The 14,396-nt window shown below is 70.7% G+C and carries 14 protein-coding genes; 10 read left to right on the forward strand and 4 right to left on the reverse strand.

The window, feature by feature from the left end:
* Window positions 1-7: 7 nt before the first annotated feature.
* The 3 genes from rsmB to def form a co-directional block, all read right to left on the reverse strand.
* The gene (rsmB, locus tag NUG20_RS18995; RefSeq protein ID WP_263395952.1) at window positions 8-1,327 is read right to left on the reverse strand and encodes a 16S rRNA (cytosine(967)-C(5))-methyltransferase RsmB; all 1,320 of its coding nucleotides are present in this window, start codon (window positions 1,325-1,327) and stop codon (window positions 8-10) included.
* A 16-nt stretch (window positions 1,328-1,343) separates the two neighbouring features.
* Window positions 1,344-2,267 (reverse strand): methionyl-tRNA formyltransferase, encoded by a 924-nt coding sequence (gene fmt, locus NUG20_RS19000; RefSeq protein WP_263395953.1) that lies wholly within the window; start codon window positions 2,265-2,267, stop codon window positions 1,344-1,346.
* Between the two features lie 114 nt (window positions 2,268-2,381).
* A complete protein-coding gene (gene def / locus NUG20_RS19005; RefSeq protein ID WP_263395954.1) occupies window positions 2,382-2,894 on the reverse strand; it encodes a peptide deformylase in 513 nt (170 codons plus the stop codon).
* Window positions 2,895-3,029: 135 nt separating this feature from the next.
* Between def and NUG20_RS19010 the strand changes: the two genes are divergently transcribed.
* The 9 genes from NUG20_RS19010 to NUG20_RS19050 all read left to right on the forward strand — a co-directional run bounded on the left by NUG20_RS19010 (window position 3,030) and on the right by NUG20_RS19050 (window position 13,082).
* A complete protein-coding gene (locus NUG20_RS19010; RefSeq protein ID WP_263395955.1) occupies window positions 3,030-4,166 on the forward strand; it encodes a LysM peptidoglycan-binding domain-containing protein in 1,137 nt (378 codons plus the stop codon).
* Between the two features lie 104 nt (window positions 4,167-4,270).
* The gene (gene dprA, locus NUG20_RS19015; protein WP_263395956.1) at window positions 4,271-5,425 is read left to right on the forward strand and encodes a DNA-processing protein DprA; all 1,155 of its coding nucleotides are present in this window, start codon (window positions 4,271-4,273) and stop codon (window positions 5,423-5,425) included.
* A gap of 43 nt (window positions 5,426-5,468) precedes the next feature.
* Window positions 5,469-5,942 carry a DUF494 family protein gene (locus NUG20_RS19020; RefSeq protein WP_263395957.1) on the forward strand — a complete coding sequence of 158 codons (474 nt, stop codon included), beginning with the start codon at window positions 5,469-5,471 and terminating at the stop codon, window positions 5,940-5,942.
* A gap of 40 nt (window positions 5,943-5,982) precedes the next feature.
* Window positions 5,983-6,675 carry a GYF domain-containing protein gene (locus NUG20_RS19025; protein WP_263398543.1) on the forward strand — a complete coding sequence of 231 codons (693 nt, stop codon included), beginning with the start codon at window positions 5,983-5,985 and terminating at the stop codon, window positions 6,673-6,675.
* A 39-nt stretch (window positions 6,676-6,714) separates the two neighbouring features.
* The gene (locus tag NUG20_RS19030; RefSeq protein ID WP_263395958.1) at window positions 6,715-7,653 is read left to right on the forward strand and encodes an RDD family protein; all 939 of its coding nucleotides are present in this window, start codon (window positions 6,715-6,717) and stop codon (window positions 7,651-7,653) included.
* 276 nt (window positions 7,654-7,929) lie between these two features.
* Window positions 7,930-10,416 carry a DNA topoisomerase I gene (locus NUG20_RS19035; protein ID WP_263395959.1) on the forward strand — a complete coding sequence of 829 codons (2,487 nt, stop codon included), beginning with the start codon at window positions 7,930-7,932 and terminating at the stop codon, window positions 10,414-10,416.
* A 627-nt stretch (window positions 10,417-11,043) separates the two neighbouring features.
* On the forward strand, window positions 11,044-11,604 hold the full coding sequence (locus NUG20_RS19040; protein WP_263395960.1) for an L-threonylcarbamoyladenylate synthase type 1 TsaC: 561 nt from the start codon (window positions 11,044-11,046) through the stop codon (window positions 11,602-11,604).
* Window positions 11,605-11,668: 64 nt separating this feature from the next.
* Window positions 11,669-12,403, forward strand: coding sequence for a DUF4124 domain-containing protein (locus NUG20_RS19045; protein ID WP_263395961.1), 735 nt, complete (start codon window positions 11,669-11,671; stop codon window positions 12,401-12,403).
* 1 nt (window position 12,404) lies between these two features.
* A complete protein-coding gene (locus tag NUG20_RS19050; RefSeq protein WP_263395962.1) occupies window positions 12,405-13,082 on the forward strand; it encodes a DUF4124 domain-containing protein in 678 nt (225 codons plus the stop codon).
* A gap of 174 nt (window positions 13,083-13,256) precedes the next feature.
* Here the strand turns inward: NUG20_RS19050 and NUG20_RS19055 are convergent, their stop codons facing one another.
* Complete coding sequence (locus NUG20_RS19055; protein ID WP_263395963.1) at window positions 13,257-14,030, reverse strand: SDR family oxidoreductase; 774 nt, start codon at window positions 14,028-14,030, stop codon at window positions 13,257-13,259.
* A 63-nt stretch (window positions 14,031-14,093) separates the two neighbouring features.
* Here NUG20_RS19055 and NUG20_RS19060 point away from each other — a divergent pair, with 63 nt between their 5' ends.
* Entirely contained in the window at window positions 14,094-14,321 is a 228-nt protein-coding gene (locus tag NUG20_RS19060) for a hypothetical protein (protein ID WP_263395964.1), read from the forward strand.
* Window positions 14,322-14,396 lie beyond the last annotated feature (75 nt).

Consider the following 14,396-nt stretch of genomic DNA (forward strand, 5'->3'; position numbering starts at 1 on the left):
GGCCGCTTCACGCCGTCTTGCGCAGCCGCGCATAGAAGAAACCGTCGCGGTCCTGCTCGCCGGGCAGGCGCTGGCGGCCGCCGCCATCCGCGTGGCCGCAGGCGGCGCCGGGATCCTCGGCCACGGCATCGGCGGTGCGTGCCAGGAACGCCTGCAGCTGCCGCGCGTTCTCGTCCTTGAGCAGCGAACAGGTCGCGTAGACCAGCACCCCGCCCGGCCGCAGCACCTGCCAGCCGGCGTCCAGCAGCCGCGCCTGCAAGGCCTGCAGCGCGACGACGTCCTCGCGCCGCCGGTGCAGCAGCACGTCGGGCTGGCGGCGCACGATGCCGGTGGCCGAGCACGGCGCGTCGAGCAGCACCGCATCGAACGCCACGCCATCCCACCAGGCGTCGGGCTGCGCCGCATCGGCCGCCTGCAGCACGGCCAGCGCCCCGGCGCCGGTGCGTTCGAAGGTCTCGCGTACCCGCGCCAGGCGCCGCGCGTCCACGTCCAGCGCGGTCAGGCGCAGCGTCGGATCGCGCTCGAGCAGGTGCGCGGACTTGCCGCCGGGCGCGGCGCAGGCGTCCAGCACGCGTGCGCCCGGCGCCGGCGCCAGCACGTCAGCGACCTGCTGCGCCGAGCCGTCCTGCACCGAGACCCAGCCGTCGGCGAAGCCGGGCAAGGCGCTCATCGCCACCGATTCGGCCAGGCGGATCGCATCGGCCAGGTCCGGCACCGCCTGCGCGCCGATGCCCGCCTCGGCCAGCTGCTGCAGATAGGCCTCGCGGGTGCCGCGCTGGCGGTTCACCCGCAGCCACAGCGGCGCCGCCTGCTGGCTGGCGGCGAAGATCGCCTCGGCCTGTTGCGGCCAGTCGGCATGCAGCGCATCGCGCAGCCACAGCGGCCAGCCGGCGTCGGCGGCCACCGCCGGCAACCCGTCGCGCAGCGCGCGGCGCAGCAAGGCGTTGACCATGCCGGCCTGGCGCGGCCGGTCCAGCGCCCGCGCCGCCTCCACCGTCGCCGACAGCGCCGCGTGCGGCGCCAGGCCGAGCACGTCGAGCTGGGCGAACCCGGCCATCAGCAGCGTGCGCAGTTCGGCGTCGCGCTGCGGCAGCTGCTTCTGCAGCCACAGCCGCAGCGCCGCCTCGTAGGCCGGGCGCCGGCGCAGCACGGCGAAGCAGATCGCTTCGACCAGGGCGCGATCACGCGGATCGGGCAGCGCCGGCAACGCCGTGGCCAGTTCGGCCTTCAGCGAACGGCCGCGATCGATCACCGCGGCCAGCACGCGCGCGGCGGCGACGCGTGGCGCGACGCCGGGCGGCAGGGCGGCGGCAGGCGCCTGGGTCATGGCCGGTGGCGCCGGTTCAGGCCAGCACCGGCAGATCGCGCCGGGCGTTGAGGTAGTCGGCGGCGGTGATCGCCTTGCCGCCGTCGCGCTGCAGCACGCGCAGGCGCAGCGCGCCCTGGCCGCAGGCGATGTCGATGCCCTGCTTGGAGGCGGCCAGTACCGTGCCCGGCGGCTGCGCGTGGGCCAGGTCCAGCGCGATCGCGCCGTGCACGCGCACCCGCTCGCCGGCCAGCACCGCTTCGGTGATCGGCCATGGATTGAACGCGCGCACCCGCAGCGCCAGCTGCGCCGCCGGCTGCTGCCAGTCCAGCCGCGCCTGCGCCTTGTCCAGCTTGTGCGCATAGGTGACGCCGGCCTCGGGCTGCGGCTGCGGCACCGGGCGGATGCCGGCGCGCAGCAGACCCAGGCCGTCGGCCAGCACCTGCGCGCCGAGCGCGGCCAGGCGGTCGTGCAACTGCCCGCCGGTCTCGCTGTCGCCGATCGGCGTGCGCTGCGACATCAGCACCGGGCCGGTGTCCAGGCCCGCTTCCATCTGCATCAGGCACACGCCGGTTTCGCTGTCGCCGGCCTCGATCGCGCGCTGGATCGGCGCGGCGCCGCGCCAACGCGGCAGCAGCGAGGCATGCACGTTCCAGCAGCCATGGGTCGGGATCGCCAGCACCGCCTTGGGCAGGATCAGGCCGTAGGCCACCACCACCAGCAAGTCCGGCTGCAGCGCGCGCAGGGTCTGCAGCGCGTCCGGCGAACGCAGCGTATCCGGCTGCAGCACCGGGATGCCGCGCGCCACCGCCTCCAGCTTGACCGGCGACGGAGTCAGCCCGCGGCCACGCCCGGCCGGCCGGTCCGGCTGGGTATAGACCGCAACCACCTCATGGCGCTGCGCGGCCGCGCGCAACGACGGCACGGCGAAGTCCGGCGTACCGGCGAAGACGATTTTCATTGGGCGGGGATTCGGGAGTGGGGATTAGGGATTGGCAACGGCGGGGTTCGGCGACCGGAAGGGAATCCGACTCGCACTTACGAATCCCCAATCCCCAGTCCCGAATCCCGGCCTTCAAGCCACGTGCTTGCGCGCCTTGGCCAGCTTCTTGCGCACCATCTCGCGCTTGAGCGGGGACAGATAGTCGACGAACAGCTTGCCGTCCAGGTGGTCCATCTCGTGCTGCACGCACACCGCCAGCAGGCCGTCGCTGGACAGTTCCTGCGGCTGGCCCTGGCGGTCCAGGTAGCGCACCACGATGGCGTCGGCGCGGGCCACGTCGGCATAAATGCCGGGCACCGACAGGCAGCCTTCCTGGTACACCTGCTCGCCGTCGCGCTGCACGATCTGCGGGTTGATGAACACCTGCGGGGTGTTCTTCTCCTCGCTGACGTCGATGACCATGAAGCGCTTGTGCACGTCCACCTGGCTGGCCGCCAGGCCGATGCCGGGGGCCTCGTACATGGTCTCGAACATGTCGTCGAGCAGGCGCTGGAACGCCGGGGTGGTCACTTCGGCAGGGTCGACCGGCACCGCCTTGGTGCGCAGGCGGGGATCGGGGAATTCGAGGATGGGGAGCAGGGCCATAGCGGTACCCAGTTGGGGGCGCCGGACAATTCGGCAAGGCCGGCCAATTCTACTCCGTTCTCGCCGGCGCTTGCGCCGCGCCCTGGGTTCTGGACTATAGTGCGCGGACCTGTTGGGGAATCAGGCTTCGCACTCATGTTCAATCGACTCCGTACGGTCGTCGCCGTGGCGATGCTTACCGTGGCGACCTATGCCGCTTCCGCGAGCATGGCTGCCGAACACCCTGACACCTACGTGGTGCGCAAGGGCGACACGCTGTGGGACATCGCCGGGCGCTTCCTCGGCAAGCCGTGGCTGTGGCCGGAAATCTGGCAGGCCAACCCGCAGGTGCAGAACCCGCATCTGATCTACCCCGGCGACGTGCTCAGCCTGGCCTACCTGGACCGCGTGGCCCGCGGCACGGTCAAGCCCGGCCCGCGCCAGGACGCGCCGATCGACGCGATCCCGCTGTCCGACGTCGAGCCGTTCCTGAAGAACCTGCGCGTGGCCGACAGCATCGACGAGCTGCCCTACGTGGTCGGCGTCGAGGACAACCGCCTGCGCGCCACCATCGGCCAAACGGTCTACGCGACCGGGCTCGACGACGCACAGGCCGGGCAGCGCTACGCGGTGGTCCGCCCGACCGTCCGCTACGAACTGCCCCGGCTCAGCGACGACCTGAACAACGAAGGCCGCAGCACCCCGGGCACCGGCAACCTGTGGCAGACCTTCGTGGCGCCGGACAACAAACGCCGCGAGACCCTCGGCTACGAACTGGCCCAGGTCAATATCGGCACCGTCACCCGCGTCTCCGCCGACGGCAGCCAGGCCACGTCCCTGCTGCTGCAGGACAGCGCCCGCGAAGTGCGCGCCGGCGACCGCCTGATCGCGGTCGAGGCGCAGCCTTACGACCTGCAGTTCGTGCCGCATCCGCCCTCGGCGCAGGCGCTCGAGGCCGGGCTGCGGGTGCTGGCGGTGGCCGACGCGTTCAGCGCCGCCGGCCCGCACGACGTGATCGCGCTCTCCGGCGGCAGCCGCGAAGGGATCGACAATGGCACCGTGGTCTCGCTGTGGCGCCACGGCACCCGGGTCAACGACCGCGTGCACCGCCCGAACACCTCGCGTGCCGACGACGGCTTCACCGGCGGCCGCGGCACCGTGGCCCTGCCCGACGAGTACGCCGCGCACGCGATGGTGTTCCGCACCTTCGACAAGGTCAGCTACGCGCTGGTGATGGATGGGATCAAGCCGATCCGGATCGGCTACGACGCCAAACACCCGGACGCGCGCTGACCCGCGCACGCGGGCAAGTCCTACATCCGCAACAGACGGCGCCTGAGGGCGCCGTCTGCGTTTGCGGCCTAGCCTGGGGACGTCGCCGCCCCGGGAACCGGTCCATGTCCGCCCTGCCCAGCCACGCCCCCTCCACCGGTGCCGACCCGGCGCTGCTGGCGCTGTCGCTGGCCGGCGGCGCCAGCGCCCCACGCCGGCGCCTGCTCGAACGCTGCGGCAGCCCGGCCGCCGCATTGGAGGCCGGCGCGGCCACCTGGCGCGACGCCGGGCTGGATGCGGCGCAGATCGCGGCGCTGCGCCATCCCGACCGCGCCGCGATGGACACCGCACTGGCCTGGCTGACGCAGCCGCGCCGGCACCTGCTCGGCTGCCACGATCCGGACTACCCGGCGCTGCTGCTGCGCGCGCCCAACCCGCCGCTGGCGCTGTACCTGGAAGGCGACCCGGCGGCGCTGTGGCATCCGGCGGTGGCCGTGGTCGGCAGCCGTGCGCCCAGCGCCGGCGGCCGCGACAACGCATCCCGCTTCGCCCTGGCGCTGGCCACGGCCGGGCTCGCGGTGACCAGCGGCATGGCCGCCGGGGTCGACGCCGCCGCGCACACGGCCGCGCTGTCGCGCCAGGACGGGCTCACCGTGGCGGTGGTCGGCACCGGCGCCGACCTGGCCTATCCGCGCCAGCACGCCGCCCTGCGCGAACGCATCGCCGCGCACGGCGCGGTGGTCAGCGAGCATCCGCCGGGTACGCCGCCACGGCCCAGCCACTTCCCGGCGCGCAACCGGATCATCGCCGGGCTGGCGTTGGCCACGCTGGTGATCGAGGCCGCCGCCCGTTCCGGCGCGCTGATCACCGCACGCCTGGCCGCCGAGGCCGGGCGCGAGGTGTTCGCGGTGCCCGGCTCGATCCACAACCCGCTGGCACGCGGCTGCCATCGCCTGATCCGCGACGGTGCCGGCCTGGTCGAGAGCGCCGAGGAGGTCCTGGCCGGGGTCGCGCCGCTGGCCGCCGAACTGGCCGACGCCTTGCGCGGACGCCTTGCCGCCCCCACTGAGAGGATCGCCGACGACCCCGGCGTCACGCCGTCCTTCCCAGATCCCGACTACCAGCGCTTGTGGCAGGCGCTGGGTCACGACCCCACCTGTATGGATTCAGTGATCGCGCGCACCGGATTGACGGCCGCGGCGGCCTCCTCCATGCTGCTGGCCATGGAACTGGATGGCTACGTGGCGGTCGAACGAGGTCGTTACACCCGCAAACCCTAGTTTCTTCACCTCCACAGCGTCTAGCGACGCAGGCCGAGGGGCAATGAAAGAGAGCATTCTGGATGTCCTGCTGTACCTGTTCGAACACTATTTCAGCGAGGATGCGGACCCGGTCCGCGATCGCGACTCCCTCCAGAATGGCCTGATCCAGGCCGGCTTCAGCCCCACCGAGATCAGCAAGGCGTTCGATTGGCTCGATGCCCTGGCCGACCAGCGGCCGGCGGTGGCGCAGCCGCGCGTGGACGGCCCGATCCGCATCTTCCACGGCCCCGAGCTGGACAAGCTCGACGTGGAATGCCGCGGCTTTCTGCTGTTCCTGGAACAACACGGCATCCTCGACAGCGACCAGCGCGAGCTGGTGCTGGACCGGGCGATGGCGCTGGACCAGGACGAACTGGACCTGGACGACCTGAAATGGGTGGTGCTGATGGTGCTGTTCAACCAGCCCGGCGCCGAGGCGGCCTACGCGTGGATGGAAACGCAGATGTTCGTCGACGAGCCGGAGCCGGTGCACTGAGCCACTGACCGGCCATGCACGGATGCACGAGGACCCTGCCCTGAGCGCGTGGTATTACGCCGACGCGGCACGCCACCGGCACGGCCCGTTGAGCACGGCCGAGCTGCGCGAGCGGGTGCGCGATGGGCTGCTGGAACGCACCACCCTGGTGTGGCGCGAGGGCATGCCGGAATGGCAGCCGCTGCAGGCGCTCGCCGCGGAACTGGGCCTGCCTGCGGTGGCCACGCCGCCTCCGCTGCCCCCGCCGCCGCCCGTAGCGACCGCCACGGCGGTCGCCGCGCCGCGCGCCGGCCTGTCCGGCTGCGGCATCGGCGCGATCGTCGCCATCGTGCTGGGCCTGGTGCTGGTGGCGGTCCTCGGCATCCTCGCCGCCATCGCCATGCCGGCATACCGCGACTACACGCTGCGCGCCCATGCCAGGACCGCGATCGACGGCCTGGACCTGCTGAAGGGCGAGGTCGTCGCGTTTGCGGCGCAGCAGGGCCGCTGCCCGGTGAACGGCGATCCCGGCTTCGACGCCGCGCAGGACTACGCCAGCGAGTTCGTCAAACAGGTACGCATCGGCCGTTTCGACAACGGCCATTGCGGCCTGGAAGCCACGTTGCACGCGCCCGGCAAGGACAAGCTGGATGGCAAGGCGCTGTGGCTGGATTACGATGCGCAGGCTGCGGCCTGGAACTGCAGTTCCGAGCTGGACGACCGCTACCTGCCCGCGCATTGCCGCGGCGGCTGAGCGGAAACGGATTTTTCGATCGCAACCTGGGGAACAGGAATGAGTGAGTGGTACTACGCCGACGCTGCGCAGCAGCGCCATGGACCGATGCCGGCCGACGAACTGCAGCAGCGCTTCCAGCGCGGCGAAGTGGGCCTGACCACGCTGGTCTGGCGCGACGGCCTCAGCGAATGGCATCCGCTGGCCGATTTCGTCGACGAGCTGGGCCTGACCCAGGCACCGGCCGCGCTGCCGCCCAGCGACCCCGCCGAAGCGCCGCCCGCGCCGCCCGCGCAGGCCTTGCCGGCGGCCTGGACCTCGCCCGACACCGGTGCCGCGGTCCATTCGCCATACGCCGCTCCCGCCGCCACGCTCGGCGAAGAACCGCGCTTCGTCGCCGGCGGCGAAGTGGTGCAGGCCGGCTTCTGGAAGCGCACCGCCGCCTACCTGATCGACGGCATGCTGGTCGGCATGGTCGCGCAGGTGATCCAGTTCGCGATCATGCTGGCCTTCTTCGGCTTCAGCAGCCTGGGCGGCAGCCCGGACTTCAGCACGCCCGGCGGCATCATCATGCTGGTACTGGTGTACCTGGTGCCGCTGGCGATGTCGGCGCTGTACTTCGGCCTGTTCCATGCCTCGACCAAGCAGGCCACGCTGGGCAAGATGGCGGTCGGCATCAAGGTGGTGCGCACCGACGGCAGCCGGATCAGCGTCGGCCGCGGCATCGGCCGCTACTTCGGCTTCCTGCTGAGCAGCCTGACCATCTTCATCGGCTTCCTGATGGCCGCCTTCACCGAGCGCAAGCAGGCCCTGCACGACATGCTCTGCGACACCCTGGTGGTGGACAAGTGGGCCTATACCGACCACCCGGAATGGCAGCAACGCAAGCTCGGCACGGTCACCGTGGTGATCCTGTCGCTGTTCGGCGTGCTGATGGTCGGGGTCCTGCTGGTGGTGCTGTTGCTGATTGGGGTGGCTGCCAGCGGCGATTGGCACTGACGGACGGCCGGGACTGGGGACTCGGGACTCGGGACCGGAAGAACGGAAGTCGGTAGAGCCCCCGGGAGCTTGGCAATTCCGGCGTGGCGGGGAGGGGGCGCTTGACAGCCGCCGCCGGACATGTCCACTAATAAAAAGAGACGCAGCTGAACGCCCGGGGTATCCGCCCCGGGCGTCGGCCGCTCTGAACCACCGCAACGCTTCACTAACCGGAGCAATTGCGCCACCCTACCGCCCCCAGGGCGCCCGCCCCGCCCATTCGAAGCCCACCTCATCATGTCCAAGCACCTGCTCATCGTCGAATCGCCCGCCAAGGCCAAGACGATCAACAAATACCTCGGCAAGGACTTCCACGTCCTGGCCTCGTATGGGCACGTGCGCGACCTGATCCCGAAAGAGGGCGCGGTGGATCCGGACGACGGCTTCGCGATGCGCTACGCGCTGATCGAGAAGAACGAAAAGCACGTCGAGGCCATCGCCAAGGCCGCCAAGGTCGCCGAAGACATCTATCTGGCGACCGACCCGGATCGCGAGGGCGAGGCGATCAGCTGGCACATCGCGGAGATTCTGAAGGAGCGCGGGCTGCTCAAGGACAAGCCGCTGCACCGGGTGGTATTCACCGAAATCACCCCGCGCGCGATCAAGGAAGCGATGGCCAACCCGCGGCAGATCGCCGTGGACCTGGTCGATGCGCAGCAGGCGCGGCGCGCGCTGGATTACTTGGTCGGCTTCAACCTGTCGCCGGTGCTGTGGCGCAAGGTGCAGCGCGGCCTGTCCGCCGGCCGCGTGCAGTCGCCGGCGCTGCGCATGATCGTCGAGCGCGAGGAAGAGATCGAAGCCTTCGTCGCCCGCGAATACTGGAGCATCGGCGCCGACTGCCTGCATCCCTCGCAGCCGTTCGCGGCCAAGCTGGTCAAGCTCGACGGGCAGAAGTTCGAGCAGTTCACCATCACCGACGGCGACACCGCCGAAGACGCGCGGATGCGCCTGCAGAAGGCCGCACAGGGCGCGCTGCACGTCACCGACGTGGCCAGCAAGGAGCGCAAGCGCCGCCCGGCGCCGCCGTTCACCACCTCCACGCTGCAGCAGGAAGCCTCGCGCAAGCTCGGCTTCACCACCAGCCGCACCATGCGCGTGGCGCAGAAGCTGTACGAAGGCGTGACCCTGGGCGACGAAGGCACGGTCGGCCTGATCAGCTACATGCGTACCGACTCGGTGAACCTGTCGCAGGACGCGCTGGCCGAGATCCGCGACGTGATCGCGCGCGACTTCGGCACCGGCGCGCTGCCGGACAAGCCGAACATGTACCAGACCAAGTCCAAGAACGCGCAGGAAGCGCACGAGGCGATCCGACCGACCGCCGCGCTGCGCACGCCGACGCAGATGGCCAAGTACCTGGACGACGACGGCCGCCGCCTGTACGAGCTGATCTGGAAACGCGCGGTGGCCTGCCAGATGGTGCCGGCGACGATGAACACCGTCACCGTGGAACTGGCGGCCGGCAACGAACATAGCTTCCGCGCCAGCGGCACCACGGTGATCGACCCGGGCTTTTTGGCCGTGTACGAGGAAGGCAAGGACCAGAAGGCCGCCGAGGACGAGGACGAAGGCCGCAAGCTGCCGGCGATGAAACCCGGCGACCGCATCCCGCTCGACCGCATCCATGCCGACCAGCATTTCACCGAGCCGCCGCCGCGCTACTCGGAAGCCTCGCTGGTCAAGACGCTCGAGGAATACGGCATCGGCCGTCCCTCGACCTACGCCTCGATCATCCAGACCCTGCTGTTCCGCAAGTACGTGGAACTGGACGCACGCCGCTTCCGTCCGTCGGACGTGGGCCGCGCGGTCAGCAAGTTCCTGTCCGGCCACTTCACCCGCTACGTCGACTACGACTTCACCGCCAAGCTCGAGGACGAACTGGACGCGGTGTCGCGCGGCGAGGAGGAATGGCGGCCGTTGATGGAGAAGTTCTGGGGCCCGTTCAAGGAACTGGTCGAGGAGAAGAAGGAATCGGTGGACCGCTCCGAGGCCACCGGCGCGCGCGAGCTCGGCACCGACCCCAAGACCGGCAAGCCGGTCAGCGTGCGGCTGGGCCGGTTCGGGCCGTACGCGGCGATCGGCAGCACCGCTGAGGACGCCGAGGACAAGCCCAAGTTCGCCTCGCTGCGGCCGGGCCAGAGCATGCACACCATCACCCTGGAAGACGCGCTGGAGCTGTTCCTGATGCCGCGCGCGCTGGGTGAGGACAAGGGTGAGGACGTGAGCGTCGGCATCGGCCGCTTCGGGCCGTTCGCCAAGCGCGGCAGCGTCTACGCCTCGCTGAAGAAGGAAGACGATCCGTACACCATCGACCTGGCGCGTGCGGTGTTCCTGATCGAAGAGAAGGAAGAGATCGCGCGCAACCGCATCATCAAGGAATTCGACGGCAGCGACATCCAGGTGCTCAACGGCCGCTTCGGCCCGTACATCAGCGACGGCAAGCTCAACGGCAAGATCCCCAAGGATCGCGAACCGGCTACGCTGACCCTGGAAGAAGTGCAGAAGCTGCTGGAAGAGACCGGCAAGCCGGCACGGCGCGGTTTCGGCGCGAAGAAGGCCGCAGCCAAGAAGGAAGCCGCACCGAAGAAGAGCGCGGCCAAGAAGGCCGCGGCCGACGCCCCGGCCAAGCCCGCGGCGAAGAAGGCGGTCAAGAAAGCAGCGAAGAAGACCGCGAAGAAAGCCGTCAAGAAAGTGGTCAAGAAGGCGGCGGCCAAGCCGGCCTGATCCGGCCACGCTCCCGCCGGATGCGACATCCGCGGGAGCGACGCAACGCCAGGGCGACCTGGCGAAACCCGATCCCGACAACGCCCCTTGTGGGAGCGACTTCAGTCGCGACGGGCGTTCCCGGAAAGGCCCGTCGCGACTGAAGTCGCTCCCACATGGCGAAGGCGCATGTGCGTGCCATCGCGGCAGCGCGCTACTGCCATGCGGGATGACCCCATGCCACGCTGCGAACGACGCCAGGCGATCTGGCGCAACCGATCCAGGCGACGCACCTGCACGAGCGACTTCAGTAGCGACGGGCCTTCGGATGGCCTCATGGGCGATCCGTCACGGCAAGAGCTCCAATAGCGCCGCAATCGGCCCCCGGACGCCCTGCACTTGCACCGCGGCAGATACAGAAAGCCCTCGATCGCTGCAGCTACGCGGCAAGCAACCCCCGCCTGCCCGCATCGCGCCACAAAGCTCGAACCACCAGAAAGACGTGCTTCGCTCTTCGCTCTTCGCTCTTCGCTCTTCGCTCTTCGCTCTTCGCGAATCCCGAATCCCGAATCCCGAATCCCGAGTCCCGAGTCCCGAGTCCCCACCCCATCATTGCCCCCCAACAACCGCCTGCCGCATCATGCGCACATGACCGATCTGTCGCTCAGCCAAGCCGTCGCCGTCCTGCAGCAGGGCGGAGTGATCGCCTATCCGACCGAAGCGGTGTGGGGCCTGGGTTGCGATCCGCACGACGAAGCGGCGGTGATCCGGCTGCTGCGGATCAAGCAGCGCCCGGTGGAGAAGGGCCTGATCGTGGTCGCCGCCGAACTGGAACCGTTGCGCCCGCTGCTCGACCTGGCGGCGCTGCCACCGGCGCGCCTGGCCGCGGTGCTGGGCAGCTGGCCCGGAGCGCATACCTGGGTGCTGCCGGCCGCGGCGCAGGCGCCACGCTGGGTCACCGGCGCGCACCGCAGCATCGCGGTGCGGATCAGCGCGCATCCGCAGGTGGCCGCGCTGTGCCGCGCCTGGGGCGGTGCCCTGGTCTCGACCAGCGCCAACCGCGGCGGCGAGCCGCCGGCGCGGCAGCGCGCCGACCTGGACCCACAGCTGCTGGCCGCGCTCGATGGCGTGGTCGATGGGCAGACCGGCGACCTGGCCCAGCCGACGCCGATCCGCGACGCGATCAGCGGCGAGATCCTGCGCGCCTGAGCGCGTCACGAGGGCCTGCCCGCCCCTGCTTTCCATGGCCAGCGAAGGCGCGCAAGATGCGCGCATGCCTGCCATCGTCCGCCCCGCCCTGCTCCTGACCGCGCTGTTGCCGCTGGCCGCTGCCGCCTGGGCGCAGAGCAAGCAGACCACCAGCAGCGACGGCGCCCAGGGATCGGTGCGCATCTACCGCTGCGTCGGCAACGCCGGCGCGGTCAGCCTGCAGAACGCGCCCTGCGAGAACGCGCGCCAGCAACAGGTGCTGGACATGCAGCGTCCACGCGATCCGCCGCCGCGCCCGACCACCACGCTCAGCACCGATCCGGCGCGCGCCGCTGCGGCACCGGCGCCGCTGCCGCAGCGCGAGATCCGCATCATCACCGTGCAGCCGCCGCAGCCCATGTACGAATGCGTCACCAGCGAGGGCGAGCGCTATACCAGCGACGACAACGAGGGCAATCCGCGCTGGGTGCCGCTGTGGGCGATCGGCTATGTCGGCGGCTACGGCAGCGGTCCTCGCCATGGACACGGTGGTGGCCACGGCGGTGGCGGTGGTGGTGGCCCGCGGCCGCCGCGGCCGGAGTATCCAGTCGGCGGCAGCGTGGTGGTGCCGGCCGGCAGCACCCTGGTCCGCGACACCTGCAACGCCTTGCCGCCGCAGGAAGTGTGCGCGCGCCTGGCCGACCGCCGCTGGGAACTGATCCGTCGCTACAACAGCGCGCTGCAGAGCGAGCGCCGCGCACTGGAAACCGAACAGCGCGGCATCGATGCGCGCCTCGACCGCGACTGCGGCGGCAGCTGAGATGCGCAGCGTCGCCTGCCTCGCGGCGCTGCTGGCCTGCGCCGGCGTCGCGCATGCCGAGGACGTGGTGTTCTATCGCTGCACCGATGCGCACGGCGGCCTGACCCTGCAGAACCAGCCCTGCCCCAAGGGCATGCGCCAGGAAAAGAAGATCATGCAGGGCGTCGGCCGTGCGCCCGCCTATGTGCCGAGCGCTGCGCCCGCCGCGGCGACACCCTCGCCGGCACCGGGAGCCGCATCTGCAACAACGGCTGCTCCCGCAGCGACGGCCGCAGCCGCATCCGCTGCCGTCGCCCCATCCGATCCTCCACCAACGCCGCCCACGCCGCCAGCAGACGCCGCACCGCGCCTGCCGCCGCCTCCGCTGTATGCATGCGTCACCCGTGAGCAACAGCGCTATGTCGGCGAAGTCGCCGAGCCGACCCCGCGCTGCGTGCCGTTGCGCACCGTCGGCCTGGACGGCAGCCCCGACAAGGCCGGCGGCAGCGCCTGCGAAGTGATCCGCGACCGCTGCGAAGCGCTGCCCGAGGCCGGCGCCTGCGATGCCTGGACGAGCTACGTGGCCGAAGCCGAAACGCACTGGCGCTTCGCCGTCCCCGACCACGCCGAGCAACTGCGGCAGGAATTCCTGCGCCGCCAGCAACTGTTCGACGCGAGCAGTTGCGGCGCGCCGAAGTAGCGCGCGCGCACGCACCTTCGATCCCGACGAGGCTCCCTGTAGGAGCGGCTTCAGCCGCGACCGGGCATTGCCGAGAAAGCCCCGGTCGCGGCTGAAGCCGCTCCTACAGGGTTACCGCGCGCGGCCGGAACCGGGTTGAAGCACTGCTGCAGCGATGAGCGGGCAAGAGAAATCCTAGAACCCGTAGCGCAAGAACCCGCCGTCCACCGCGATGCATTCGCCGGTGATGTAGCTGGCCGCCGGCAGGCACAGGAAGCCGACCGCGGCCGCCACTTCCTCCGGTTCGCCGATGCGGCGCATCGGCGTGCGCTCAATCACCTGTTCGTAGTAGTCCGGATCCGACAGCGGGCCTGACGTGCGGCGGGTGCGGATGTACCACGGCGCCACCGCATTGACCCGGATCCCGTCCTCGGCCCATTCGGCGGCAAGGTTGCGGGTCAGCTGGTGCAGCGCGGCCTTGGTCATGCCGTACGGCGCGCCACTGCGCACGTGGGTCAGCCCGGACACGCTGCCGACGTTGACGATCGCCGCGGCCGCATGCTGCGCCAGCAGCGGATGCGCATAGCGCGACAGCTCGAACGCGGAGAACAGGTTGGTCTCGAAGATGCCGCGCCACTCGTCCTCGGTGTAGTCCACCGCCGCCTTGCTGAGGTTGCCGCCGGCATTGTTGACCAGCAGGTGCAGGCCGTCGGCATGGTCCTCGACCCAGTCCAGGATCTCGCGGCGGTCCTCGTCGTCGGCCACGTCCGCGGCCAGCGCCAGGATGCGGCGCTCGGGAAAGGCGTCGGCCAGCTCGTCGCGCGCCGCTTCCAGCGCGTCGATGTCGCGCGCCACCAGCATCAGCTCGGCGCCGAAGCCGAGCAGTTCGCGCGCGATCGCCAGGCCGATGCCGGCGCTGGCGCCGGTGATCAATGCGGTCTGTCCGTCCAGCCGCCAACGTTGCTGCATCGCCTTGCCTGTCTGCGCCGGGGTGGGCGTAGGATAACGCCCACGCTCAACGAGGTCGCCCCTATGCACGGATCATTGCGCTTGCTGACGTTGACACTCTCGCTGCTGGTCGCGCTGGCCGCGTGCAAGCCGGCGCCGCCGAAACCGGCGGACAAGCCGCCCGAGCCGCAGGCCGGCGCGCTGCGCGCGGCGATCGCGCAGCCGCTGGACCGCGCCAAACAGGCGCAGGCCGGCACCGAGCAGGCCGCGGCCGCACAGAACGCGGCGATCGACGCCGCCACCGGGCAATAAAAAAACGCCGGCATCGGCCGGCGTTCTTGGTCGCTCGCAGCGCGCCCGCCAGCGGGCGGACGCGCTTGCCTCATG

It is taken from the genome of Xanthomonas sp. CFBP 8443 (assembly GCF_025666195.1).
Taxonomy (GTDB): Bacteria; Pseudomonadota; Gammaproteobacteria; order Xanthomonadales; family Xanthomonadaceae; genus Xanthomonas_A.